Annotated in this window: 27 protein-coding genes; 12 read left to right on the top strand and 15 right to left on the bottom strand. The window is 64.7% G+C overall.

The features are described from left to right. The first annotated feature begins 135 nt into the window (after positions 1-135). The 3 genes from N551_RS0102840 (at position 136) to N551_RS0102850 (ending at position 3,238) form a co-directional block, all read left to right on the top strand. Positions 136-369 carry a hypothetical protein gene (locus tag N551_RS0102840; RefSeq protein WP_027565654.1) on the top strand — a complete coding sequence of 78 codons (234 nt, stop codon included), beginning with the start codon at positions 136-138 and terminating at the stop codon, positions 367-369. A gap of 251 nt (positions 370-620) precedes the next feature. Next, positions 621-1,304, top strand: coding sequence for a response regulator transcription factor (locus N551_RS0102845; protein ID WP_027565655.1), 684 nt, complete (start codon positions 621-623; stop codon positions 1,302-1,304). Next, on the top strand, positions 1,301-3,238 hold the full coding sequence (locus N551_RS0102850; protein WP_027565656.1) for an ATP-binding protein: 1,938 nt from the start codon (positions 1,301-1,303) through the stop codon (positions 3,236-3,238). Before N551_RS0102845 ends, N551_RS0102850 begins: the two co-directional genes overlap by 4 nt. Positions 3,239-3,356: 118 nt before the next feature. Here N551_RS0102850 and N551_RS0102855 read toward each other — a convergent pair whose 3' ends face one another. Next, complete coding sequence (locus N551_RS0102855; protein ID WP_027565657.1) at positions 3,357-3,638, bottom strand: hypothetical protein; 282 nt, start codon at positions 3,636-3,638, stop codon at positions 3,357-3,359. A 235-nt stretch (positions 3,639-3,873) separates the two neighbouring features. Between N551_RS0102855 and N551_RS0102860 the strand changes: the two genes are divergently transcribed. Beyond that, positions 3,874-4,098: a hypothetical protein gene (locus tag N551_RS0102860; RefSeq protein ID WP_027565658.1), complete on the top strand. Its 225-nt coding sequence runs from the start codon at positions 3,874-3,876 to the stop codon at positions 4,096-4,098. A gap of 96 nt (positions 4,099-4,194) precedes the next feature. Here N551_RS0102860 and N551_RS0102865 read toward each other — a convergent pair whose 3' ends face one another. From N551_RS0102865 to N551_RS0102880, 4 genes are all read right to left on the bottom strand, one after another. Then, entirely contained in the window at positions 4,195-4,908 is a 714-nt protein-coding gene (locus tag N551_RS0102865) for a hypothetical protein (RefSeq protein ID WP_027565659.1), read from the bottom strand. A gap of 104 nt (positions 4,909-5,012) precedes the next feature. Then, positions 5,013-5,723, bottom strand: a complete 711-nt coding sequence (locus N551_RS0102870; protein ID WP_027565660.1) for a hypothetical protein — start codon at positions 5,721-5,723, stop codon at positions 5,013-5,015. Between the two features lie 132 nt (positions 5,724-5,855). Continuing rightward, positions 5,856-6,104, bottom strand: coding sequence for a hypothetical protein (locus tag N551_RS0102875; protein WP_027514201.1), 249 nt, complete (start codon positions 6,102-6,104; stop codon positions 5,856-5,858). A gap of 140 nt (positions 6,105-6,244) precedes the next feature. Next, positions 6,245-7,219, bottom strand: coding sequence for a nitronate monooxygenase family protein (locus tag N551_RS0102880; protein WP_027565661.1), 975 nt, complete (start codon positions 7,217-7,219; stop codon positions 6,245-6,247). Positions 7,220-7,327: 108 nt separating this feature from the next. On the opposite strand from N551_RS0102880, the gene N551_RS0102885 reads away from it, so the two are divergent. After that, entirely contained in the window at positions 7,328-8,890 is a 1,563-nt protein-coding gene (locus N551_RS0102885; protein WP_027565662.1) for an AMP-binding protein, read from the top strand. Between the two features lie 10 nt (positions 8,891-8,900). On the opposite strand, the gene N551_RS0102890 is transcribed toward N551_RS0102885, so the two are convergent. From N551_RS0102890 to N551_RS0102920, 7 genes are all read right to left on the bottom strand, one after another. After that, positions 8,901-9,674, bottom strand: coding sequence for a thioesterase family protein (locus tag N551_RS0102890; RefSeq protein WP_027565663.1), 774 nt, complete (start codon positions 9,672-9,674; stop codon positions 8,901-8,903). A gap of 88 nt (positions 9,675-9,762) precedes the next feature. Further along, entirely contained in the window at positions 9,763-10,731 is a 969-nt protein-coding gene (locus tag N551_RS0102895) for a nitronate monooxygenase family protein (protein WP_027565664.1), read from the bottom strand. Between the two features lie 148 nt (positions 10,732-10,879). Next, positions 10,880-12,280 (bottom strand): aspartate ammonia-lyase, encoded by a 1,401-nt coding sequence (locus N551_RS0102900; RefSeq protein ID WP_027565665.1) that lies wholly within the window; start codon positions 12,278-12,280, stop codon positions 10,880-10,882. A 30-nt stretch (positions 12,281-12,310) separates the two neighbouring features. Further along, positions 12,311-12,847 (bottom strand): hypothetical protein, encoded by a 537-nt coding sequence (locus tag N551_RS0102905; protein WP_027565666.1) that lies wholly within the window; start codon positions 12,845-12,847, stop codon positions 12,311-12,313. Between the two features lie 48 nt (positions 12,848-12,895). Continuing rightward, positions 12,896-13,498 (bottom strand): YqaA family protein, encoded by a 603-nt coding sequence (locus N551_RS0102910; protein ID WP_081747784.1) that lies wholly within the window; start codon positions 13,496-13,498, stop codon positions 12,896-12,898. 45 nt (positions 13,499-13,543) lie between these two features. Further along, complete coding sequence (hisE, locus tag N551_RS0102915; RefSeq protein ID WP_027565667.1) at positions 13,544-13,948, bottom strand: phosphoribosyl-ATP diphosphatase; 405 nt, start codon at positions 13,946-13,948, stop codon at positions 13,544-13,546. Positions 13,949-14,060: 112 nt separating this feature from the next. Further along, entirely contained in the window at positions 14,061-14,432 is a 372-nt protein-coding gene (locus N551_RS0102920) for a hypothetical protein (protein ID WP_027565668.1), read from the bottom strand. 224 nt (positions 14,433-14,656) lie between these two features. Here N551_RS0102920 and N551_RS0102925 point away from each other — a divergent pair, with 224 nt between their 5' ends. The 6 genes from N551_RS0102925 (at position 14,657) to N551_RS0102950 (ending at position 22,280) form a co-directional block, all read left to right on the top strand. Beyond that, entirely contained in the window at positions 14,657-15,703 is a 1,047-nt protein-coding gene (locus N551_RS0102925) for an ABC transporter substrate-binding protein (RefSeq protein WP_027565669.1), read from the top strand. Between the two features lie 88 nt (positions 15,704-15,791). Further along, on the top strand, positions 15,792-17,588 hold the full coding sequence (locus tag N551_RS0102930; protein WP_027565670.1) for a glucan ABC transporter ATP-binding protein/ permease: 1,797 nt from the start codon (positions 15,792-15,794) through the stop codon (positions 17,586-17,588). Positions 17,589-17,790: 202 nt separating this feature from the next. After that, a complete protein-coding gene (locus tag N551_RS0102935) occupies positions 17,791-19,239 on the top strand; it encodes a D-alanyl-D-alanine carboxypeptidase family protein (RefSeq protein ID WP_027565671.1) in 1,449 nt (482 codons plus the stop codon). 182 nt (positions 19,240-19,421) lie between these two features. Then, positions 19,422-21,107, top strand: a complete 1,686-nt coding sequence (locus tag N551_RS0102940; protein WP_027514214.1) for a long-chain fatty acid--CoA ligase — start codon at positions 19,422-19,424, stop codon at positions 21,105-21,107. A gap of 15 nt (positions 21,108-21,122) precedes the next feature. Then, positions 21,123-21,677, top strand: coding sequence for a DUF924 family protein (locus N551_RS0102945; protein WP_027565672.1), 555 nt, complete (start codon positions 21,123-21,125; stop codon positions 21,675-21,677). A gap of 117 nt (positions 21,678-21,794) precedes the next feature. Continuing rightward, positions 21,795-22,280, top strand: coding sequence for a peroxiredoxin (locus N551_RS0102950; protein WP_027565673.1), 486 nt, complete (start codon positions 21,795-21,797; stop codon positions 22,278-22,280). A 159-nt stretch (positions 22,281-22,439) separates the two neighbouring features. On the opposite strand, the gene rnhA is transcribed toward N551_RS0102950, so the two are convergent. From rnhA to ispH, 3 genes are read right to left on the bottom strand one after another with little or no spacing between them, the layout of a single operon-like run. After that, complete coding sequence (gene rnhA / locus N551_RS0102955; RefSeq protein WP_007597503.1) at positions 22,440-22,904, bottom strand: ribonuclease HI; 465 nt, start codon at positions 22,902-22,904, stop codon at positions 22,440-22,442. After that, positions 22,901-23,884: a homoserine kinase gene (locus N551_RS0102960; RefSeq protein ID WP_027565674.1), complete on the bottom strand. Its 984-nt coding sequence runs from the start codon at positions 23,882-23,884 to the stop codon at positions 22,901-22,903. Before N551_RS0102960 ends, rnhA begins: the two co-directional genes overlap by 4 nt. 6 nt (positions 23,885-23,890) lie before the next feature. Beyond that, entirely contained in the window at positions 23,891-24,859 is a 969-nt protein-coding gene (ispH, locus tag N551_RS0102965; RefSeq protein ID WP_007597506.1) for a 4-hydroxy-3-methylbut-2-enyl diphosphate reductase, read from the bottom strand. Between the two features lie 253 nt (positions 24,860-25,112). Here ispH and N551_RS0102970 point away from each other — a divergent pair, with 253 nt between their 5' ends. Continuing rightward, positions 25,113-25,808: a DUF1013 domain-containing protein gene (locus N551_RS0102970; protein ID WP_027565675.1), complete on the top strand. Its 696-nt coding sequence runs from the start codon at positions 25,113-25,115 to the stop codon at positions 25,806-25,808. Positions 25,809-25,863 lie beyond the last annotated feature (55 nt).

The raw sequence follows: 25,863 nt of genomic DNA on the forward strand, positions 1-25,863 counted from the left end.
CGCATCCGCATCCCCGGGACACTTCGCCAGGAGAGGGCCGTGCTTCCCTGCACGAGCCTCCCTCGACGGGTTCGACTTCGCAGAGCCAGTCCCTATATCGTGGGGCAACCTATGTTGATGCAGCGAGCAGCTTCGATGGCCAGGAGACGCGCGACCGAAGCGGACGCCGACGACCTCCCCCGCTTCTTCGTCTGGGTCCGGGGCCTCGAAGGCGCCGAACCGCAGAAATGGATGGCGATGGATTTCGGCGTCGGTGACTGGAAGCGGCCGCTCGTGCTCGCCTATCTGGAGCTGCCGGAGGGCGAGCAACACTTGCCGTTGTCGGCGCTGGCCCGGCGATACCCACCGCCGCGGGGAGAGGCTTCGTAGAGGAGCCATCCTGGACGGAGGCAAGGATCTCGCCAGCCCCTCAACCCAGGGCGAGCAACGCCGCACGGCGCTAATCACGGTGCAGCGTCTGCCAGTGCCGCCGACGCCATCGGCCGCAGCAAAGCGATAGGCGGCGTCCGCAACGGCGGAAGAGTGACAAAGCGCCCCCATGATTATGGGTGTCGCGGCGCCCGCACCGCAGCTAAACTTGGCCCTGCGCCGCGGGGGACACGCGGTGCAGGACGATGATCATGACCGAACAGGGCGAGACGGGTGAAGCCATCACCATCCTCCTCGTCGAGGACGACGCGCCGACCTGCTGGCGGCTCCACGACGCGCTGGTCAAGGCCGGTTACGAGGTGCGCAGCGCCGGCACGCTCGCAGAGGCCCGCGCCGGGCTCGGCGACCGGGCGCCGCGCGTGCTGCTCACCGATCTGCGGCTGCCCGACGGCCACGGCGTCGAGCTGATCCGCGAGACAAGGCAACGCTTTCCCGACACCGAGATCATGGTGATCTCGGCGCTTGGCGACGAAGAGAGTGTGATCTCCGCGATCACGGTGGGCGCCACCGGCTATCTCCTGAAGGATGCGTTCCCCACGGACATCGCCACCACCGTGCGCGATCTAGTCGCCGGCCATTCGCCAATCTCGGCCTCGATCGCCCGTTTCATCGTGCGCAGAACGCAGGGTACCGCGCAGAATGCGGCCGAGCCTCCGCCCGGTCCCGCGCTCAACACCGCAAGGCTCACCCCACGCGAGATCGACATCCTCTGGGGCATCGCCAAGGGCTTCAGCTACGCCGAGATCGCGAGCCATCTCGGCCTGTCCAGGCAGACCGTGCCCGGCCACATCAAGAACATCTATCGCAAGCTCGAAGTGCACACCCGCAGCGAAGCGGTGTTCGAAGCAGTGCAGCAGGGCCTGATCAAGCTGTGAGCGAAATCGCGGCGAAGGCACCGGTCAAACCCGCGCGGCGCCGGCTGCTGGTCTCGCGCCTCGTGCCCTATCTGCTGCTCCAGGCACTGATATTGGTCGCAACTGTCCTCGGGCTGCGGCTGCTCCAGCCCAGCGACCCCGACGACTTTGCCCTGAGCGAATTCTCGCTGCGCGAGGACGGCGTGGCGCGCCCCGTGACGCTGCCGCATTTCACGTCGTCACGCTATTCCCTGGCCGACCCGCCGCTCTACAGCGGCGCCTTCACGTTCCGCCGCGGCGATGTGGCGTCGGGATGGTCGGTATTCCTGCCGCGCTTCAGCAACGCGGTGGAGGTCTCAATCAACGGCGTCATCATCCTGGATTCCCGACGCGATGCCAACGCCAACCGGCCCGACCGCAACACTCCGCAGATCGGGTCGATCCCGTCCTCGCTGCTGCGCGAGGGCGCGAACGAGATCACGGTGCGGCTGTTGGTTTGGGGACCGCTCAAGGGCTTTCTCGACACCGTCTATGTCGGGCCGGATGCGGCCTTGCGGCCGGCCTACGAGACACGCACGCTGATGTTCGTCACGTTGCCCGTGGTGTTCTCCGCCTGGCAATCGATCCTCGCCGTCATCCTGGCTATCATGTGGCTGATGCGCCGCCGCGAGCCGGTTTACGGCGTGCTGGCCGTAGCGATGGTACTCGGCGTGGTGCAGGCCTTCGCGCCACCACCGGTGCCCCCCGTCAACACGTCCCGGCTCGCCGCAGTGTTGCTCGCGTCCGCACCGATCGAGAGCGCCCTGGTCGTCGTATTCGGCGTGCTGTTCTTCGGCTGGCGTTGGCCGCGTTACGGCATGCTGCTGTTCGCGCCGGGGCTCGTCGTGTTCAGTGTCGGGCTGATCGCCGGCCCGCCGTTGCCGCGCATTCTGTTTCTCCTGTTGGGGATTCCGACCGTCGGGATCTGCCTGTTGCTGATGGCCTGCGTCACAGCTGCCGCAGTGGTGCGGCGGCAGGACGCGGCAAGCTTCACGCTCGGCTGCGCGGTGACCATCGTGCTGATCTGCTGGGTCCACGACATGCTGTCGGTGTTCGAGATCGTGACCGACGAGCGCATCTTCCTCTCGCGCCTGTCCTATTCGGCGATGCTGGTCGCGATCGGCGCCGGCTTGACCTGGCGGTTCGCGCGCGCGCTGAACCAGGTCGACAGCTTTGCCGGCCAGCTCGTAACGCGCGTACGCGAGGCCGAGGAGCGGCTGAAGGCGAGCTTTGCCCGCGAGGAGGAGCGTGCGCGGGCCGCCGCGCTTGCCAATGAGCGCACGCGACTGATGCGCGACCTGCATGACGGCCTCGGCGGCCAGCTCATCAGCATCGTGGCACTGTCCGAGCGCGGGCACGAGGGCGCGACCATCACTGACGCCGCCCGTGCGGCGCTGAAAGACCTCCGCCTCGTCATCGACTCCATGGACGACATCGGCGGCGACCTGATGCTCGCACTCGGCTCCTGGCGCGAGCGCGCGACCGCACAATTGCGACCACACGACATCGCACTCGACTGGCACGTGGCGACGCCACAAGGGCTGCCGCTGCATCCCGAGCTCAGGCCATGGCATGTCATCCAGATCGTGCGCATCCTCGACGAGGCCGTGACCAATGCGGTCAAGCACGCAGAGGCCCGCCGCATCGCGGTCACCATCGAGACGGTCGACGGAGGTCAGGGACCCTACGGTGTGATCAGGGTCGCGGATGACGGCAAGGGCTTTGCGAACGGTTGTGCGCCGGTCGGCAGCGGCGGGGCCACCGACGCGAGCCAGACCGCGCGGGGCCTTCGCAACATGAGGAGCCGTGCCGCGCGCTGCGGGGCGATGCTCGATCTCGGTTCGGATTCCTCAGGCACACGCGTGCGGCTGCAATTGCCGCAGATTTTCCCCGACAGCGATGCCGCCGTCGGCTGAAAAGCCCCCTCTCCGAACGTGTGGGACGCGCGGAGAGAGGGACGGGCCGGATGGTTTGCCCTGCGGAGGACGGGGGGTTCGTCCGCACGGCTCCTTCGCCCGAACTCTTTCGTTGTTCTCAGCGCACGCCCACGCGATTGACCGGACCACCGCGATTCATCGGCGTGCCCGCGCGCACGCCGACACCGGGCGCACCGACCCCGGGTGTCGCCACGGCGACCGCGGCGGCCGGCGCTACCCTCACCGCAGCCGCCGGTCGCACCACGCAGCCTTTGGGTATGCCGACCGTCTTGCAATAGACCACCGCTTGCGCCGGGCTCGTGCCCAGCGACACCATCGCCGAACCTGCCAGCGCCAAAATCGTCAACCCGGCGCTCAGCGCTCCCGCTCTTTTCGACATCTTGCTCTCCTGCTTGCCGTTCGGCGTCCCGATGCAATCACCGGGTCTCGCAGCCGACGTGCAGCCTGAATGACAAAAGACGGCGCGCTGATACATGCCATGAAAATGGGGGTACGGCGGCGGGACGGGCTAGCCGATGCCATGAACATGGCATGGACCTGCGCCCGGCGGTCGCGAGATGGTCCGGCCCGCTTGATCCCAGGCGGGACCAACGACATTCCCAAGGAGGTGTTTTATGAAGATTTCGGTTCTTGCCGTGCTGCTGCTCGCCGCGACCGCCCAGACCGCCGCTGCGCAATCCGGTCCGACCCCGCAGGAGCAGATGACCTGCCGAAGCGACGCGAGCAAATTCTGCGCCGAACACATCGGCAAGCCGCCGGAGATGAATGCCTGCCTGCGCGAGAACAAGTCGAAGCTTTCGGACGGCTGCCGCAAGGTCGTGGAGTCGCACGGCGGGTGAGTGGTCGCCGTCCGCAGCACAAATCTCGCGGGTGTTGCGTCAGACCATAGCCGTCGATGCGCCCGTCATAGATCGCGCGCGACGGCGAGGACGGACCTAATCGTCGTCGCCGAATAGCCTGATCTGCGGAAAGCCGCCGCGCGGCCGGCTCGGGACCTCGCGCGCGTCGGCATCTTCGCGGATGTTGCGCGCGACGTCGTCCCAATCGGTCCGGTCGCGCATCCCACGCGGCTCGCGGGAATCGTAATGACGGCGCTCGGCCCAACGCTCACGGCGCTCCGTCCGGCGCCGTTCAGACGTGGCCCGCTTGACGTCAGAATCTCTGGCCTTGGCAAAGGCGTTGTCGGGTGGGGATGACGGCTCTGTCGACGCCTGCTGTGCAGCAGGCTTCGCGAGTTGCGGAGGCGATGCCGGCGCTGGCTTGGGCGGCTCTACCGCAGCCGCTTGCGAAGGCTGTTGCGCTGGCTGTTCAGCGTTGGCCTGAGTGGTCTGCGTGCCGGGCTTCGCGGCTTCGGATTTTGCTTCAGGCGTGGATTCGGGTTTAGCGTCGAATTTCGCTTCGGCCTGCGCTGGCGCGGCGACCATGGCGCCAAATGCTTGCGAGCCGGTGAGATATTGCAGGCGCTCGGATGGCGCATCCGTCGTGCCGGGCTTGGCGTCAGCGCGTTGCGCCATCTTGCTGGTATCCGGCCCCTGCTTGGGCGAGACCGGATTCATGATATTGCCGGCGACAATGCCGCCGCCGAGACCAATGGCGATGGCTGCGACGATGGTTCCTGCACCGACGAAATAGGCTGTCGAGGCGCGCATTGGTCCACTCCCTCTTTGGAGCGGGCAACGCTTGTCGATTGCCGGATGTTCCCGATACAGGCGCAGTTCCGGGAGGAACTTGATTTCCGGAAGAAACTTGCGCCTTAGATCTGCTGCGCCACCTTCTCGAGCCCGATGATGCGGGCGAGCTTGCGCACTTCCTCTTTCTGGTCGTCACGCAGCTGGAACAGCAGCGGCATCGCCGCCGACTTCAACTGCTGGACCTCGTCGCAATTGGGATCGATCGGAACACCCTGCACGTTCGGATTGGACAGCTTGTTTGCCGAGATCTTGCGGACAACATTGCGCAGCGCGGTTTCGACCGAGGGCCAGTAATATTCTTGCGACGACGACAACTTCAGACGGTCCCTGATGCCCGCGATCTGCACGTCGGAGAGCAGCGAATAGGATTTCTGCGGCTGCGGCTTGGCGACGACCTTCGGCTTGGCCGGGACTTCGACGGCAGGAATGTCTGCAGCGGCCGGAGCCTCGTTCACGCTCGCCTTGGGCATCGGGAAATCGGATGGCGTGGCGGCGGCAAACGCTTGGCGCAGCGGCTCGGTCAGCACGGGCATCTGCGAGAGCTTGTCGGCAGGAACTTGGACCGGGTCGAACGCGGCCGAGGCCAGTGCCAACGTCGGAACCAGACGATCGGCCTTGGCGGCCCGATTGGTTGCAAGCGGCTTGGGTGCCGGCGCCTGCGTGATCATTTCGGCGCTGACGCTGGGCACGCTGTCGCGGCCGAGAATGGCGGTGGTGGCGGCGCCGAGGACGAGGAAGCAGGTCAGCACGACGATGGTGATGGCTTTCGACAAACGTCTCTCCGCAACCGGCTTCAAGTCCACGTGATCACTGCCCGGAAACTGGGCGAAAATTAAGGCTTAACCGTGCCATTGCGACGGCAATCGCGCGGACTACGGCGACATTGCCTAGAAAGCTCAACAAAATCAGGCAGCTATCGCAAGATCGTAGGCGTCCTGGATGTCGGCCACGATCTCCGAGGCCTCCCAGACTCCGCGCGGCTCGACCGATTGCAGCGCCACCGTCCAATTGCCGCCCCGGCGGGTGCGAGGGACGCTGACGATGTCGAAGCGCACATTGCGGCACAGCGGGTGGCGGGCCAGCGCATGGGCTACGCGAACACGAATCTCGTCCAGCGAAGCCGCCGTCTTGGCGTTCAGAAAGTCGAAGTCCATCGCCTGTCCCTCTCGGTCCGGATTGGCGGCCGTGAGAGGGATTCTTGCCGGGCGTTGGTTAATCTGCCGTTAATTGGGCGCTTCGGAGGAACGCTCGATTAACTGTGATGGGACGACGGGCCCTGTCGGCCTGCACATTTTCACGGGGAGACGCGGCCACCCGCCCCTCGATACTCGGCGACCGCCCCTGCGACGAGATCGTCAACCGCGAGCACGTCGGTCACGCCGGATGTCGAGTGCCCACCGCTCCAGATATCGCGCCAGCGCTTTGGCCGGTTCTCCCGTGCGGCAACGTCGATGTCCTTGGCGATGTCGATGGCCCCGCGCGCCGGCAGGTCGTCGGGATCGAGACCCGCGGCGACGATCGACGGCTTTAGCATGCTGGTTTGAAGTCCCGTGAACGCGGTGGTCAGCAGGATATCGTCGGCGCTGCTCTCGACCAGAAGCCGCTTGTAACGATCATCCGCCATGCTCTCGTGGGTCGCTATGAACTTTGTGCCCATGTAGCCGAGATCGCAGCCGAGCACTTCGGCCGCACGCAACGCGTGGCCGTCGCTGATGCCCCCCGCGAGCACGATGATGCCATCGTAGAACGCGCGCACCGCGCGAACGAAGGCGAACGGGTTGAGCCAGCCGGTTTGGCCGCCCGCGCCCGCAGTGAGCAGCACGAGCCCGTCGGCACCTGCTTCCGCCGCGCGTTCGGCGTGGCGGATCGAGGCAACATCCGCAAGCACCAATGCGCCGGCGTCATGCAGCGGCTCGAGCACCGGCATGGGCGAGCCGACCGAGGTGATGACGATCTCCGGCCTGTGGTGCAGCAACACGGCGAGATCCTGCTCCAGTCGTGCATTGGAGCGGTGCACGATCAGGTTTGGGCAAAGCGGCGCGGCCTTGCGGCCGGTTTGATCTTCATGCCGCAGCAGCCGCGCTTCGATGTTGGTGAGCCATTCATCGAGTTGTTCGGCGCTACGGCAATTCGCGCTGGGGAAGCTGCCGATCACGCCGTTGCGACAGACGCCGACCATGAGTTCGACGCCCGACACCAGAAACATCGGCGCGGCGATCAGCGGCAGGGCGAGACGACCGTGGAAACGTTGCAGCCGATCTGACGTCACGCATGCCTCCCTCGCGCGGGCTTAGTCGTTCCCTCCCGCATTCCCTGTGCTAGCGTCGCGGTAAACATTGGCACGCCGGAAGCCGATGACAAAGCAGCGAGGAAACATATGTCCGATCCGCTCCATGCATCGTCGCCGACTTGTGCGCAGACGCTACGGGCACTGTCGCGCTATCCCGCCCGCACCGCTTTCGCCTGGCCGGGCGGATCGCTGAGCTATCAGGGCACGCTCGATCTGATCGGACGCATCCAGGGCGTATTCATGCGCCTTGGATTGCAGCCCGGCGCGCGGGTCGCATTCCTCACCGCCAATCGCGCCGACACCTGGTGCGCCGGCGTCGCCGCGCAACTGTCGCGGCTCTGCGTCACCTGGCTGCATCCTTTGGGATCGCGGGGAGACCAGCTGTTTCAGCTCGAGGATTCCGGGGCCGAAATGCTGGTGGTCGATGCGGGCTTCTTCCGCGAGCGCGGCGGCGAGCTCGCCGCACAGGCGGCCTGGCTCAAGGCGGTGTTCACCACGGGACCGGCTGACTACGGCGTCGACCTGTTGCAGGTGGTCGAGAGCGAAGGCCATGCCAGCGCGCATTGCCTCGCCGGCCCCGACGATCTCTCCACCCTGAATTACACCGGTGGCACGACCGGCAAATCCAAGGGCGCGTTGCGCTACCACCGCGAAAATGCCGGAGCCGCGGCCGCGATCCTTGCCGACTTCGAGATCCCCGATGGCGCGCGCTACCTCGCGGTGGCACCGATCAGCCATGTCGCCGGCACGAAAGTGCTGCCGACCTTGATGCGGGGCGGCACCGTGCACATGCTGAAGGGTTTTGATCCCGAGGCGGTACTGGCGACGATCGCACGCGAGCGCATCAACTTCACGCTGTTCGTGCCGACCATGATCTACGTGCTGCTCGATCATCCCGCGCTCGACAAAACCGACCTCTCCTCGCTTGAGCTCGTGCTCTATGGCGCCTCCGCGATGTCACCGAGCCGGCTGATCGAGGGCATCGAGCGGATCGGGCCGGTGTTCTCGCAGCTCTACGGCCAGACCGAATGCTATCCAATCTCGGTGCTGCGCAAGGCGGATCACGATCCCAACAGGCCGGAGCTGTTCCTGTCATGCGGTTTCCCGATCGCGGCGTGCGAGGTCAAGATCCTCGACGACAACGACCAGGAAGTGAAGACGGGCGAAGCCGGCGAAATCTGCGTGCGCGCTCCACACGTCATGGCGGAGTACTGGAAGCGGCCGGACATCACCGCCGAGACGCTGAAGAACGGCTGGGTGCACACCGGCGACATCGCTCGCAAGGACGATCGCGGCTACATGTTCATCCTCGACCGCAAGAAGGACATGATCGTCTCCGGCGGCTTCAACATCTTTCCGCGCGAGGTCGAGGACGTGCTGTCGCAGCATGCGGACGTGGCCATGGTGGCGGTCGTAGGCATCCCCGACGAGAAATGGGGCGAAGCCGTCACGGCTGTCGTCGTCCTGCGCGAAGGCGCAAAACCTGACGCCGATGAACTGATCAATCTGGTGAAGACGCGAAAAGGCTCGGCCCATGCGCCGAAGCAGATCCAGTTCGTCAAGCAACTCCCGATGACGGGTGTCGGCAAGGTCGACAAGAAGGTGCTGCGCGCGAGCTTTTGGAGCGGGCGGGGCCGGATGGTGGGATAGAAAAGGTGCCTTACCGCTTCTCGATCACAAGGCTTTGCACGGCGCGGCCGAAATAGCCCTGCCGGTCGGCGAGCCGCGACATCGCAAGCCCAGCACCATCGGGACCGATCCAGGAATCGCCGTCGAGCAGGATCCATTCGCCGATCGGCTGGCGCGAAAAGCTCACGGTGAGGTCGGCGTTGATATAGGTCCAGGCGCGGAAATCGAGCGACGAGGCGGTGCCGTTGGAAAAATCGGCCGCGACCACGGCGCGCATCGCCTGCGAGAGCGGTTCGCCTGCGATCAGGGGATGGTCGACGCGAAACCAGATCGCACCGGCGCCGGCCTGGCCGAAGCGGCCGCGCGCGGCACGCATCGACACCGATCGCACGAACGGACTGGTGGCGGCATGACCGTCCTCGAGCAGCGAGTCCTCCGGGGACGGCAGCGTAACCGGCAGCGCCTTGACGTCCTCGGGCAGCGTCAGCGGCTGGCGCTTGATCTTGAGCACGGTGGCGGCGACCACCTGTACGCCGTCGGCGAACAGCTTGACCCCGCAGAGCTGGATCTTGCGGCCCTCGCGCAAGATCTCGGTCGCGATCGTGAGCGGCGCCACCGGCACCGGGCGCATCAGGTCGATGGTGACCCGCGCGATGTCCATCGCGACAGGCGTTGGAATGCGCTCCGCCGCCCACGTCACCAGCGCGGCCGGCGCCGAACCGTGCTGCATACGCCGGTCCCACGGGCCCGCAGCATCCGGGCTGGTGACGACGCTGTCGCCGTCGACGCGGTAGATGGGGGTCATCGGTTCTCCGTGATGCATGTGCGGAGTTCAGCAAAAAATGTCGTCCCGGCCCCTAGTGCGCAATTGCGTACTAGCCGGACGACTAAGATCACAACGGCGGATCAACCGCCTCGTCGTATTCCCTCTTGAAGCGCGCGATCATTTCGGCGGCGGGCACGATGCCGTCGATGCTGCCGACGCCTTGGCCTGAACCCCAGATTTCCTTCCAGGCTTTTGGCTTGGCACGCTCGCCGGAGGCATCAGTGCCGAAGTTCATCTTGGAGGGATCGGACGTCGGCAGGTTCTCCGGATCCATACCGGCGGCAAGAATCGACGGCTTCAGATAGTTACCGTGCACGCCGGTGAAGAGGTTGGAATAGACGATGTCATCGGCCGTCGCGCCCGCGATCATCTCCTTGTACTTCTCGACCGCATTGGCTTCTTTGGTGGCGATGAAGGCCGAGCCGATATAGGCAAAGTCGGCGCCGAGAATGCGCGCGGCGCGGATCGCCTTGCCGTTGCCGATCGCGCCCGACAGCGCGATCGGGCCGTCGAACCATTTTCGAGTTTCGGCGACGAACGCCAACGGCGAGATCGTGCCGGCGTGGCCGCCCGCGCCCGCCGCGACCAGGATCAGGCCGTCGGCACCCTTCTCGATCGCTTTGTGCGCAAATTTCTGGTTGATCACGTCGTGGAAAACGATGCCGCCCCAGCCGTGCACGGCCTGATTGAGCTCCTCGCGCGCGCCCAGCGACGAGATGATCATCGGCACCTTGTACTTGGCGCAGAGCTGCATGTCATGGTCGAGCCGGTTGTTCGACTTGTGCACGATCTGGTTGACCGCAAACGGCGCCGACGGCTTGTCGGGATGCGCGCGGTCATACGCCGCGAGCTCTTCGGTGATGCGCGCCAGCCACTCGTCAAGCAGCTCCGGCGGCCGTGCGTTCAGCGACGGAAACGAGCCGACCACGCCCGCCTTGCACTGCGCGATCACGAGATCGGGCACCGAGATGATGAAGAGCGGCGAACCGATCACCGGGATCGACAGGCGTCCCTTGAACAAGGCAGGCATGGACATTGCGAGACGATCCTCTGTTGGCGTCAAATCGAAGCTGGGAGCCATACCAACAAGGCAATCTTTCCACTGTCAAGTATTGCGTTTTGGTGCCGTGGAGGACGGCGTTACCGCAATTCCAAGCCGCGGAATTCAGCGCGGGACGACGCCATCACGCAATCAGGTCCGGATTGATCAGCCGCTCGAACGAGAACATCTCGTCCCATTTCTCCTGCGTCAGCAGCTTACGCTCGACCACGACGATCTGGTGCAGTGACTTGCCGCTCTTGTAGCCCTCGCGCGCGATCTCGGCGCATTGCTTGTAGCCGAGCAACGGCTTCAGCACCGTAACGATACCCAACGAGTTCAGCACCATGTTGCGGGTATGCTCCTCGTTGGCAGTGATGCCCACGACGCAATTCTCGCGCAGGCTGTTGACCGCGCGCTCCATGGTGCGGATGGAGAAGAACAGCGCGAACGAGATCACCGGCTCCATCACATTGAGCTGGAGCTGACCCGCGGACGCCGCGAGCGTCACGGTGGTGTCGAGCCCGATCACGAGGAAGCTGGTCTGGTTGACGACCTCGGGGATGACAGGATTGACCTTGCCCGGCATGATCGAGGAGCCCGGCTGAAGCTGCGGCAGGTTGATCTCGTTGAAGCCGGCACGCGGGCCCGAGGCGAGCAGGCGTATGTCGTTGCAGATCTTGGTCAGCTTGCTCGCGGTGCGTTTGAGGACACCGGAGAGCTGCACATAGGCGCCGGTATCCGACGTCGCCTCGACGAGGTCGCCTGCAAGGATGAAGTCGACGCCGGTGAGCGCGCTCAGATGCCGGACCGCTAGCTTGGGATAGCCCTGCGCAGCGGTGACGGAGGTGCCGATCGCGGTCGCGCCGAGATTGATCTCGCGCAGCAGCGCGCGGGCCTCGGAGATTCGATCGACCTCCTCGCCCATGGTGGTGCCCCAACCGCGGAATTCGGCGCCGAGTGACATCGGCACCGCGTCCTGTAGATGGGTGCGGCCCATCTTCAGCACGCGATCGAACTCCCTGCCCTTGGCGAAGAACGCCTCCTGGAGTTGACGCAGCGCCGTCATGTAGCTCTCGAGCCGCAGGATCAGCGCCAGCCGAAAGGCCGTCGGATAGGTGTCGTTGGTCGACTGGCCGTAATTGACGTGATCGTTGGGGCTGACGTGCTGGTAATCGCCCTTGGCAAAGCCGAGCGATTCCAGCGCGAGATTGGCGATCACCTCGTTGGCGTTCATGTTGGTGGAGGTGCCGGCCCCGCCCTGGATGAAGTCGGTGACGAACTGGTCCATCATATCGCCGGCAATGACGCGGTCGCAGCCCACGATAATGGCTTCCGCGACTTTGGTGTCCACCGCCCCGAGATCGCGGTTGGCCATGGCGGCGGCCTTCTTGACGTAACCAAGCGCCTTTACGAAGTAAGGCTCCTGGTTCATCGGAATGCCGGTGATGTGGAAGTTCTCCTTCCCGCGGATGGTCTGGACGCCGTAATAGATGTCGTCGGCGATCTCACGCTGTCCGAGGAAGTCCTGCTCCGTGCGACTCATGGGCGCTCCTTGCTTGCTCGCGCGACGTCCTCAGTTCTGGCACAGCGCGCTGGTGACGAAGGTATCGGTGCGGCAGTCATCCGGTTTGCGTTGCCTGCCCGGAATCAGAACCTTGGCCGAGCACTTTTCCGCGGAGTCGGCATTCAGGCTCTTGCCTTCCGTGTAGCCCTTGCTCTGGCAGAGTTTGTCGGCGGCGAGCTTGCAGTCGGGCGCGCCGTTCGACGAGGCCGGACAGGCCACGCGCCCCGACACCATGGTCGACGGCTTCGCCAGGCGCGACAAATCGTTCATGGTCTCGCTCGGGCTTTTGATCGGCGGCAGGATCGAGGGCAGCTTGTCGAACAGCTTGCCCATTTCGTTGATCAGCCCGGGATTTTCCTCATGCACCGGCGGCGACGGAGGGGCTGTCGAGGGCGCCGGTGCGGCCTGCGGTCCTTGCTCCTGCAAGCCGAGCGCCGGCGGTGCGGATTGCGGCCATCCGGTACCGCCGGCAAGGAGCAGGACCGAAAGCGCCGAAAATATCAGCCTGCCCAGTCGCAGGACCGGATTGCCGGATCGAAGCATCATGACGGCAACCGTAGCCGAACGAGACGCAGCGGCAAAGCGCCTTCGGGGTTAGATCAATTTGACTGCGACGACAAAGCCGAGCACGAGCACCGCGGCGCCGATTGCCACCACCAATCCGAGATGCTTCTCGATCTTGACCCGGATCCAATCGCCGTAGCGGTTGAGCAGAATCGCCACGATAAAGAAGCGCCCGCCACGCGCCACGATCGAGCACAGGATGAAGAGCCCGATATTGTAGCCGGCAAAGCCGGACGTGATGGTCACGAGCTTATAGGGGATCGGTGTCAGGCCCTTGAGCAGGATGATCACGGCGCCCCATTCGGCATAGGAGGCGCGGAAAGCGTCGACCTTGCCGCCGAGGCCATAGACCTCGATCAGCCAATGGCCGACCGAGTCGAAGAGCAGCGCACCGATGGCGTAGCCCAACAGGCCACCCAGCACCGACGTCGCAGTGCAGATCGCCGCATAGACCCAGGCGCGTTGCGGGCGCGCCAGTGACATGGGGATCAGCATCACGTCCGGCGGGACGGGAAAGAAGGAGCTTTCAGCGAAAGCCACGGCGCCCATGATCCAGAGCGCGTAAGGCTTGTGAGCGGCGTCGATGCACCAGTCGTAGATACGTTTCAGCATGGCGCCGCGATGAAGCACCATGGGACGGATTTGTCCATGCCGAGATGGGACCGATTCGTGCCAATACTAGTGGCGCTTGCGCGCGGTACGGCCTTCGAGCGCGACGATTGGCCGCCTGGCGGCGACACGCGGTGATGCACCTTTGGGCAGTTTCATCGCCGATTTCGGCAGCTTCTCGGCGATGCCGAGCATGTCTTCACGCCGCGTCATCTCGCGCCAGACGTCCTCAGGGCGCACGCCGGCCGAGGCCCAGAGCACGGTCAGATTGTAGAGCAGGTCGGCGCTTTCCCGGATCACGGCTTCGCTATCGCCGTTGACCGCGTCGATGACGACCTCGATAGCCTCTTCAGCCAGCTTCTTCGCCATTTTTGACGGGCCGCGCTGAAACAGCCGCGCGGTGCGCGATGTTGCCGGATCAAGGTCCCTGGCCGCGAGCACAGCCAGATATAGCCGCTCAAGCGAATCACTCATGTACGCGAAGCTACTCTAAACCCGTGGCGGGGACGTTAACGCACGGCAGCAAAAGTAAAAAAGCCGGCCGTCGCAGCGAGCGCGACGGCCGGCCAACATTTGCTAGCCAAAGCTAGTAGCAGGTCGAAAGGTTGCCTTGGCCGCCCTGCGCGGACTGGTACGGGCCGCCGCAACGGTGATACGGGCGCGGACCGATATACGAGTCGCCGCCGTAATAGACCGGACCGTCGTCGTAGTAGACCGGGCCGCCGCCGTAATAGGCAGGAGCATCATAGGCGTAGGCGTCACGGGTCGCGGCGATTGCGAGGCCGGTGCCGATAGCACCGGCAATGGCCGCGCCGGCAAAGGCGGCACCGCCGCCGCCACCATGCCAATGACGGCCGCCCGCGTACGAAGCGGTCGGGGTCATTGCGGTCAGCGCCAGCACCGCGGCGGTAGCGAGAACGGCCTTACGGCCGGCAAATCCTGAAAATCTGTCAAACATGTCCTGGACCCTCCTTGGGACCTCGAATGGTGCCTGATGACAGGCTCGTGTCTCTCAAACACCCGCATCCCATGTTGGGTTCCCCAACCCCAACACAAGCTGAACGGGGTTGCGTGATCGTGACGCAACCGCCGCTCATCCGCCGTTCATATTGACGCGGACAAGCTTGTCGCCAGCCGGCGCTCCGAGCGTCACCAAATCATAACACCGGACCGGCGCCACTGATGTTCGAATTCGCGACAATCGCTCTTCGCGGCCTGCTGGCCGCTGCAATTTCTCTTGCGGCGCTGACTGCGCGCGATGCTACCGCGGCCGAAACCGCCGCGCCCTCCATTGCAATCCACTTCACCTTCGACCGCCCGATCGATGCGAGCATGGCGCCGTTCTTTCTTGCCGCAAAGGACGGCAGCTTCGGAGCCGAGCGTCTCAACGTCTCCTTTAGCAGCGCCGCCGGATCGCCGGAGGCGCTTGCGCGCGTCGCCAAGGGCGACAGCGAGCTCGCGCTCGTCGACATCAACGAGCTGATCCGCTTTCGCGACAAGGATGCGACACCGGTCAAGGCGGTGTTCGTGCTGTTCAACCGCGCGCCCTACGCGATCGTCGCCCGCAGGAGCCGTGGCATCCACCTCCTGCCCGACCTGGACGGCAAGACCGTCGGCGTTGCCGATAGCGATCTGTCGATGCGGCTGTGGCCGGCACTGGCGCAGCAGAACGGCATCAACACGGCTCACGTGAAATTCCACAAGATCAGCGCCGCGGTGCGCGAGCCGATCCTCTCCGCGGGACAGGTCGATGCCGTCGCCGGCTTCAGCTATCTCTCGGCAGTGAACCTGCGCGACCGCGGCGTACCAGGCGGCGATCTCGTCGCGCTTCGCTATGCCGACTATGGTTGCGAGGCCTATGGCTTTGCCGTCGTGGTCAACCCGGTTTTCGCCGCGGCCAAGCCGGACACCGTGAAGGGCTTCGTCCGCGCATTGATCGCCGGCATCAACGCGACCGTCAAGGAGCCGGCGCGTGCGGCGGACGAGGCCGCGAGCCGCATTGAGGACGGCGACCGCGATCTTGAGCTGGAGCGCCTGCGCACCGTCCTCATCGACAACATCCTGACCGACGAGGTCCGTCGCAACGGCCTCGGCGACATCGACCCGGCGCGCATGGATCGCGCGATCAACCAGATCGGGCAGGATTTCAAATTCCGCAAACGGCCGGCGGCGGGCGACATCTTCGACGGCGGGTTCTTGCCGCCCGTTGCAGGGCGGTTGATCAACTGAGCAAAACCGACAGCTTCCGCTATATCTCGCATCCGATCCCTGATTAGAGTATGGGCTCACTCCGTTCGACCGCCCGAGCTCCCCGCCCATGCCCATTCTCCGCCTTTACACCCGCGTTCTCGAGCTGCTCGGCAAGGAGGCACGACTGGGCTGGCTGCTCGCGGTCGTCAATCTCCTGCTTGCGGGCTCGCAATTCGCCGAACCGGTGCTGTTCGGCCGGATCGTCGATGTGCTCTCGGGCAAGACGGTCGCCGGCTCCGACTCGGCCTGGCCGTTCCTGGTTGCATGGGTCGCGTTCGGGCTGTTCACCATCGCCTGCAGCGCGGTCGTAGCGTTGCAGGCCGACCGGCTCTCCCACCGCCAGCGGCAGGCGGTCCTGACGGACTATTTCGAGCACATCATGCAGCTGCCGCTGACCTTCCATTCGGGCACCCATTCGGGCCGGTTGATGAAGGTGATGCTGAACGGCACAGATGCGCTGTGGCGATTATGGGTCGGCTTCTTTCGAGAGCATTTTGCCGCGATCCTCTCGGTCGTGGTGCTGCTGCCGCTGTCGCTCTACCTGAACTGGCGGCTTGCAATCCTGCTGTTCGTGCTCTGCATCGTCTTCACCGCGCTGACCACCTTCGTGGTGCGCAGAACTTTCGGCATGCAGATGGAGGTGGAGGAGCACTACAGCGAGCTCTCCGCGCGCGCTTCCGACGCCCTTGGCAATGTCGCGCTGGTGCAGAGTTTCGTGCGCATCGATTCCGAGGTGAAGGGCCTGCGCTCCGTCGCCGACGAGTTGCTAGCGGCGCAAATGCCGGTGCTGTCGTGGTGGGCCCTCGTCACCGTCATCACGCGCGCCTCCACCACGATCACTGTGCTCGCGATCTTCACTTTCGGCATCGCGCTGCACGACCAGGGGCTGACCTCGGTCGGCGAGATCGTGATGTTCGTGAGCTTCGCGACGCTTCTGATCCAGAAACTGGAGCAGGTCGTGAGCTTCATCAACAACGTGTTCATGGAAGCCCCGCGCCTGCGCGAGTTCTTCAACGTGCTCGATGCGGTGCCTGCGGTGCACGACCGGCACGACGCGATCGATGCGGGTCGGCTCTCTGGTCTCGTCGAATTCAACGACGTCACCTTCTCCTATGATGGCAAGCGGCCGGCGGTCGAGGACCTCTCCTTCACCGCGCTTCCCGGCGAGACCATCGCGCTGGTCGGCGCAACCGGCGCCGGCAAGTCGACGGCGATTGCGCTGCTGCATCGCGCCTTCGATCCACAGTCCGGCTTCATCAGGATCGACGGCATGGACGTGCGCGGGGTGACGCTGACATCGCTGCGGCGGAACATCGGCGTGGTCTTTCAGGAGGCGCTGCTGTTCAACCGCTCGATCGCGGAGAATTTGCGCGTCGGCAAGCCGGACGCCACCGAGGCCGAGATGCGCAAGGCGGCGGAGCGCGCGCAGGCGCTCGAATTCATCGAGCGCAGCGGCGGCTTCGAGACCAATGCCGGCGAGCGCGGCCGCATGCTGTCCGGCGGCGAGCGCCAGCGGCTGTCGATCGCCCGCGCACTGCTGAAGGATCCGCCGATTCTGATCCTGGACGAGGCGACCAGCGCACTCGACGCCGTCACCGAGGCGAAGGTGAATACCGCTCTCGACGAAGTGATGAAGGGCCGCACCACCTTCGTGATCGCCCATCGTCTCTCCACCATCCGCAATGCCACGCGCATCCTGGTGTTCGAGAACGGGCGTGTGATCGAAAGCGGAACTTTCGATGAACTCGTGGCCAAAGGCGGCCATTTCGCCGACCTCGCCAGGGCTCAGTTCATGGTTCAGGAGAACGCACGGGCCAGCGTGACAGCGGCTGAGGCTGCCGCGACGGCCGCCAAGTCATCTTAGCAAGTCGCCTTGGCAAGTCCCCATCATATCGTCGAAATTCGGCCCATTTCATTGCGGAATACCCCGCTGATGCCCCTATTCCCGACGCACCAGCCGGTATAGGTTTGCGGCGCCGCAAGCGGCGGCGCTGGATTTCAGAACCGAACATCAGATCACGAGAGCCGACCGGAACCGGCGGGTCTCCAAGGACCGGAATCGGATAGTGCACGCTCTTCGCCCGCTGCTTCGTCAATCCCTGTTCAACCTGTTCGCCGCGACACTCGCCTGCGGCGCATTGCTCGCGCCGCGCGCGGCGGGCGCCGAAGCGCTGCTTCTGATCGAGGCCGATAGCGGCAAGGTGTTGCAGGCGGAAAACGCGACCATTCCCTGGTATCCGGCTTCCGTCACCAAGATCATGACCGCCTATGTGACGCTGAAGGCGGTCAAGGACGGCAAGCTCACGCTCGACACCATCCTCACGGTGTCGCCGACCGCAGCCTCGCAGTCGCCCTCGAAGATGGGGTTCCGCCCAGGAACGCAGCTTACCGTCGACAACGCACTCAAGATGATGATGGTGAAATCGGCGAACGACATGGCCGTCGTGCTCGCCGAAGGCGTCGGCGGTTCAATCGACGGCTTCTCGGCGCTGATGAACGACACTGCGCAGAAGCTCGGCATGACGCAGACGAGCTACGTCAATCCGAACGGCCTGCCCGCCGACGGACAGATCACCTCCGCACGGGATCTCGGCATTCTCGCGCGCTCGTTCCTGCGCGACCTGCCCGAGTACGAGTATTTCGTGCATATTCCGGCAATCCGCTTCGGCAAGCGCGTCACCGGCAATTTCAACAAGCTGATCGGCCGCTATCCCGGCGCCGACGGTTTCAAGACCGGCTTCATCTGCGCCTCCGGTTACAACCTCGTCGCATCAGCCACCCGCAACGGCCGCCGGCTGATCGCCGTCGTGCTGGGCGCCAACTCCGGGACCGCGCGCGCGGTGAAGGCGGCGCAGCTGCTGGAGCGCGGCTTCTCGCAAGACAATCTCACCTGGCTCCGGCCCTCGCTCGGCACCGTGGACAAGCTGGTGCCGGTCGACGCCTCGCCGCCGAACCTGCGTGACGACATGTGCGGCGGCCATCGCAAGCGGCCGGCCAGCGACGATGACGACGCACTGATCGCGACCAATGGCGGCACGTCCGGGTCCGCCTCGGCCACGGGCGGCGAAGCTCAGGTCACCTTCTTCACGGCCGGGCTTCAGCCGCCGCTGATGAAGGCCTCCGAGCTGATGGCCTCGGCCCCGGCGGCGGCCGAGCCCGTGCTGGTCTATACCGGCCCGACCCGAACCGGGACCGCCCTGATCGCGGCGGTCGCGGCCGATGCCGACCAGCAGGCCACGCCAAAGCCGCGTGGCAAGAAGTCGCGCGTCGCCAAAAAGCCCGACGCGGCAGACAAGCCGAAGGATGCCAAGACGGCGGCGGCAAAGCCCGACAGCAAGCCGGTGGCGGCCGCCAAGCCGGCCGACGGCAAATCCGCAACCAAGCCGGCCGGTACCAAGCATGCCGCAGCCAAGCCCGATGCGGCGGCAAAGCCTGCGGCCAGCGGCGAGCAGGCGGCCAAGCCCGCCAAACCCAAGGCCGCGACCAAGCCCGCCAAGCCGGCCAACAACAGTTAACGGCCGACGCGAGGCGAGACCGCTTCGCAGTTGCGGCAGCGCCATTGCGAGGATTCCGGTAGCCACTCCCTGACGTTTGTCCTAAGGCTCGACCGCTTGCCACCCGTTCCGGCAGGCTCGATACTGACGGCAATGAGGCAAGCTCGAGACACAACGGGCTCTGGTCAATGAGGGGAGTTTCCATGGAGCGCATCTGGCTTAAGCAATATCCGCCCGGCGTCCCCGCCGATATCGAGCCGACGCAATATTCATCGCTGGTCGACCTTCTGGAGGAGAGCTTCGCCAAGTTCGCCGACCGCAAGGCGTTCATCTGCATGGACAAGTCGATCAGCTATCGCGATCTCGACCAGATGTCGCTGGCGATGGCGTCCTACCTGCAAGGACGAGGCCTGCAACGCGGCGCCCGCGTCGCGATCATGATGCCGAACGTGCTGCAATATCCGGTCGCGACCGCGGCCGTGCTGCGCGCCGGTTTCGCCGTGGTCAATGTCAATCCGCTCTACACGCCACGCGAGCTCGAGCACCAGCTCAAGGATTCCGGCGCCGAAGCCATCATCGTGCTGGAGAATTTCGCCCACACCGTCGAGCAGGTGATCGCGAAGACACAAGTCAAGCACGTCATCGTCGGCAGCATGGGCGACCTGCTCGGCTTCAAGGGCGTGATCGTCAATCTGGTCGTCCGCCGCGTCAAGAAGATGGTGCCGGCCTGGTCGCTGCCGGGCGCGGTGTCCTTCAACGACGCGATCTCCGCCGGCCGCTCTCTGGCCTTCAACAAGCCGAAGCTGTCGCCCGGCGACGTCGCCTTCCTGCAATATACCGGCGGCACCACCGGCGTGTCCAAGGGTGCCACCCTGCTTCATCGCAACATCGTCGCCAACGTCCTGCAGAACGACGCCTGGCTGCAGCCAGCGATGGCCGCGCCGCCACATGTCGATCAACTGATGGTCGTCTGCGCGCTGCCGCTCTATCACATCTTCGCGCTGACGGCCTGCTACCTGCTCGCGGTGCGCGCCGGCGGCTGCAATCTCCTGATCCCCAATCCGCGCGACATCCCGGGCTTCATCAAGGAATTGGCGAAGTACCAGGTCAACAACTTCCCGGCCGTGAACACGCTCTACAACGGCCTGATGCACCATCCCGACTTCAAGAAGCTCGACTTCTCCAAGCTGAAGATCTCCAACGGTGGCGGCATGGCGGTGCAGCGTCCGGTCGCCGAGCAGTGGAAGGCGATCACGGGCTGCTCCATCGCCGAAGGCTACGGCCTGTCGGAGACATCTCCGACGCTGACCTGCAACACCACGACCGATCCCGAGTTCAACGGCACCATCGGCATCCCCGTGCCCTCGACCTGGATCTCGATCCGCGACGACGACGGCAACGAGATGCCGCTCGGCCAGCCCGGCGAGATCTGCGCCAAAGGCCCGCAGGTGATGTCGGGCTACTGGAACAGGCCGGAGGAGACCGCCAAGGTGATGACTGCGGACGGCTATTTCCGCACCGGCGACATCGGCATCATGGACGAGAGGGGCTACACCAAGATCGTCGACCGCAAGAAGGACATGATCCTGGTCTCCGGCTTCAACGTCTATCCGAACGAGATCGAGGAAGTGATCGCGAGCAACCCCGGGGTGCTCGAATGCGCCGTCATCGGCATTCCCGATTCCAAGTCGGGAGAGGCGGTGAAGGCGTTCGTGGTCAAGAAGGACCCGAACCTCACGGCGGAGGCCTTGGTCAAGTTCTGCCAGGAGCAGCTGACCGGCTACAAGGTGCCCAAGCACATCGAATTCCGTACCGACCTGCCGAAGACTAACGTCGGCAAGATCCTGCGCCGGCAGCTGCGCGACGAGAAGAAGGCGGAAGCGGCGTAAGCGCCTCTTTCGTTCATGACCGACGACAGCAACATCAGTCCGGCCGGCGTCCTCGCCTTCTGGCGCGAGGCCGGCCGCGATGCCTGGTACGAGCGCAATCACGCATTCGACGTTGAGGTCAGGCGCCGCTTTCTCGCGCTGTGGCAGAAGGCGGTCGCCGGCGAGCTCTTGTCATGGGAGGCGACCGACGAGGGCGCACTCGCGCTCGTCATCGTGCTCGACCAGTTTCCGCGCAACATGTTTCGCGGCACGTCGCAGGCCTTTGCCAGCGACGCTTTGGCGCGCGACGTCGCCCGCCGCGCCATTGCGCGGGGTGCAGATCAAAGGATGGACCCGGTCCTGCTCGAATTCCTCTATTTGCCCTTCATGCATTCCGAGTACCTGCCCGATCAATTGCACTGCGTCGCGCTGTTTCAAAACACCGACAATGCCGAAAACCTGAAATACGCGCGGGAGCACGCGGATATCATCCGGCGGTTTGGCCGCTTCCCCCACCGCAACCGTCTGCTCGGCCGCGACACCACGCCGGACGAGCAGGCCTTCCTCGACGGCGGCGGGTTCGCCGGCTGATGACATAAAGGTGAAGGTCCCGCCCTCACCGCCTCCGGGTCACTATCCGTGCCGGCAATATTGTGCAGGCCCGCCGCACGGTCTAAAAAGCGGGACCGATTTTCAGGGAGACTGACGATGGCGATCCAGACTGGCGACAAGCTGCCCGAGGCGAAATTCCGCGTGATGACGGCGGAAGGCCCGCAGGTGAAGACCACCGACGATATCTTCAAAGGCAAGAAAGTGGCGCTGTTCGCGGTGCCCGGCGCCTATACCGGCACCTGCCACAAGATGCATCTGCCGAGCATCTTCCTCAACGCCTACGCCCTGAAGGACAAGGGCGTCGACACCATCGCCATCGTCTCCGTCAACGACGCCTTCGTCATGAACGCGTGGAAGCGCGACACCGACCAGCGCGACGAGGCCATCTTCCTCGCCGACGGCAATGCCGACTTCGCCAAGGCGATTGGCATGGAGCTCGACGCCTCCGGCAACGGTCTCGGCATCCGCTCCAAGCGCTATTCGATGCTGGTCGAGGACGGCGTGGTCAAGAAGCTGAACCTCGAGGCGATGCCTGGCAAGGTCGAGGTGTCCGGCGGCGATACTCTGCTCGGGCAGCTGTAAGCGGCCATCGCTTTCAGCCACAAACGACACTGTCATGCCCCGCGAAAGCGGGGCATCCAGTATTCCAGAAACAGTTGTTGTTAAATCGAGAGGCCGCGGCGTACTGGATCGCCCGCCTTCGCGGGCGATGACAGTTGAGACTGGAGCGCCGACCGCGCGCTACTCCGCCACCCGTGCCTGCAACCGCGCCTTCACGATCCCGTCGCGCGCGAGCTGATCGGCGCGTTCGTTCTCGGGATGCCCTGCATGGCCCTTGACCCAGTGCCAGCGCACGTCATGAGCCTTCAGCGCGGCATCGAGGCGCTGCCATAGCTCGACATTCTTCACCGGCTTCTTGTCGGCGGTGCGCCAGCCGTTGCGCTTCCAGCCGTGGATCCAGCCGGTGATGCCCTGACGGACATATTGGCTGTCGGTATAGAGATCGACGGTGCACGGCTTCTTCAGCGCTTCCAACGCGGAGATCGCCGCCATCAATTCCATCTGGTTGTTGGTGGTGTGGCGCTCACCACCGTTCAGTTCTTTTTCCTTGTCGCCGAACTTCAGGATCGCGCCCCAGCCGCCGGGCCCCGGATTTCCCGAGCAGGCGCCGTCGGTGTAGATCGTGACAATCGGAAGCTCGCTCACGCCATCAGCCCCGACGACATCAGCCCGTAGTCGCGCACGCTGGAAACGCTCTGGTGGAAGCGCAGCTTGCGGACATATTCCAACGGATCCTTCGGCCTGACCAGCGCGCCGGGCGGAACGTTGAGCCAGTCGACCAGCCGCGTCAGCAGGAAGCGGATCGCAGCTCCGCGCGCGAGCAGCGGCAGCGCCGCCTCTTCCGCCTCGGACAGCTTTCGCACGCGGCCATAGGCATTGAGGAAGGCCCGCGCCTTGGTGACGTTGAAGGAATGATCCGGCTCGAAGCACCAGGCGTTGAGGCAGATCGCGACGTCATAGGCAAGCCAATCATTGCAGGCGAAGGTGAAGTCGATGATCCCCGAGAGCTTGTCGCCGAGGAAGAAGACGTTGTCGTTGAAGAGGTCGGCGTGGATCACGCCTTCGGGCAGCTGCGTCGGCCAGACGCCACTCTCGAGGTAGTCGAGCTCGTGGCCCAGGAACGCGCGCAGGCCGGGCTGCACCTCGTCGGCCCGCTGTGACGCGGCATCGAACAGCGGCCGCCAGCCCGGGACCGACAGCGCGTTCGCACGCCTGATCGCGAAATTCGCACCTGCCAGATGCATCCTGGCGAGCCCCTCGCCGACGCCGGCGCAATGGGCCGCGCTCGGCTTGCGCGGCCAGACGCCTTCGAGAAAGGTGATGATGGCGGCGGGCCGGCCCGACAGCTCGCGCAACGCCTCGCCGTCCGTTCCCTTCACCGGCAGCGGGCAGTTGACGCCGTGCTCGGCCAGATGCGTCATCAGCGCGAGGAAGAACGGCAGATCGTTCTTCGCCACGCGCTTCTCATAGAGCGTGAGGATGAACGACCCCTTGGTCGTATGCAGCAGGAAGTTGGAATTTTCGACGCCCTCGGCGATGCCCTTGTAGGAGAGCAACTCGCCGAGATCGTATTGGTTGAGGAAGTCCGCAAGCTCGTCGGCGGCAACGTCGGTGTAGACCGCCATGAAGGTCTACTCGGCGGCGGCTTCGGGGCGCACCTGACGCGGGAGCGGGAAGAATTCGTTTTCTTCCGCGGCCGAGACCGTCTCCACATGCAGCGTGAAGCGCTCGGCGAACGCGTCCATGATCTCCTCGACGATCACTTCCGGTGCCGAGGCGCCCGCGGTGATGCCGAGGCTGGTGATGTTCTCGAACCGCTTCCAGTCGATTTCCGTCGCGCGCTGCGCCAGCACGGCGATCGGGCAGCCCTCGCGCTCGGCGACCTCACGCAGGCGCTGCGAGTTCGACGAGTTCGGCGCGCCGACCACGATCAGGGCATCCACCACCGGCGCCACCTTCTTCACCGCGAGCTGGCGGTTGGTGGTGGCGTAGCAGATGTCTTCCTTGTGCGGCCCGTTGATGTTCGGGAAGCGCTCCTTCAGCAGCGCCACGATCTCCGCGGTGTCGTCGATCGACAGCGTGGTCTGGGTCACGAAGGCGAGGTTGTTCGGGTCCTTCGGGGCAATGGTCTTGGCGTCCTCGGCGGTCTCGATCAGGGTCACGGCGCCGGTCGGGAGCTGGCCGAGCGTGCCCACCACCTCCGGATGATGGGAATGGCCGATCAGGAAGATCTCGCGGCCGCGCTTGAAATGGATCGCGGCCTCGCGGTGCACCTTGGTGACCAGCGGACAGGTCGCATCCAGCGAGAACAAATTTCGGGACGTGGCGTCGGCTGGAACCGATTTCGGCACGCCATGGGCCGAGAACACCACCGGCGCGGTGGTGTTTTCCGGGATCTCGGCGAGTTCCTCGACGAAGATCGCGCCCTTCTTCTTCAACCCATCGACGACGTATTTATTGTGCACAATCTCATGGCGAACATAGACGGGGGCACCGTATTTATCGAGCGCCCGTTCCACGGTGTCGATCGCCCGGACCACCCCGGCGCAGAAGCCACGGGGAGAACAAAGCACGATCTTGAGGTCTGGTTTGGCTGACATTGAGCGATCTCGGGACCGAATCACCTCGCCAGAGGGGCGGGAAGCGGTCGATGAATGAATAGGGCTTGGGTGCGGTCTTACAGCGACTTCAGAGGGAATTGGGCCCCCTTTCGGGCGCTGTCAAGGCACTATCTATAGCAGAACCATTGCGTGGCTACCCCCTCCGGGCTTATATAGCGCGAATTCCCAGTCATCGCTGATGACCACCGGTTTCGCCTCCAAAGGGGTGGGCGAAGCACAAAGGAGATTTGCCATGAGCAACGCACCTCTGATGCCCAAGGCGACCGCCGTCTGGCTGCTCGACAACACCGCGCTGACCTTCGATCAGGTCGCCGATTTCACCAAAATGCACCCCCTCGAGGTGCGCGCGATCGCCGACGGCGACGCCGCCCAGGGCATCAAGGGCATGGATCCCCTCTCCAACGGCCAGCTGACCCGCGAGGAGATCGAGAAGGGCGAGAACAACCCGGACTACCGGCTCCGCCTCCAGGAGAGCAAGGTGGTGCTGCCGCCGCAGCCCAAGCGCAAGGGCCCGCGCTACACCCCGGTCTCGCGCCGCCACGAACGCCCGAGCGCCATCCTCTGGCTGCTGCGCAACCATGCCGAGCTCAAGGACGCCCAGATCATGCGCCTGGTCGGCACGACCAAGAGCACGATCGCCAGCGTCCGTGATCGCACCCACTGGAACACCTCCCAGCTGACGCCGATTGATCCCGTCACCCTCGGCCTCTGCTCGCAGATCGAACTCGATTTCGAGGTCGCGCGCGCGGCCAAGGAAAAGCCGATCGACGCGGCCTATGGCGGCGCCACCCTGCTGCCGGCCTCCGAAACCACCAAGAAGGACGAGTACGAACCCGCGGAGAGGTCCAGCGACGATCTCAACGTCGATGCCGTGTTCGCCAAGCTGAAGACGCTCGGCGGCAAGAAGCAGGACCAGGAGGAGGAGTAATCCTTCGCCTTCAGTCGTCATCGAATGCAAGCGCGGCGGGGAAACCCGCCGCTTT

The sequence above is a fragment of the Bradyrhizobium sp. URHA0013 genome, assembly GCF_000518345.1.
Classification (GTDB): Bacteria; Pseudomonadota; Alphaproteobacteria; order Rhizobiales; family Xanthobacteraceae; genus Bradyrhizobium.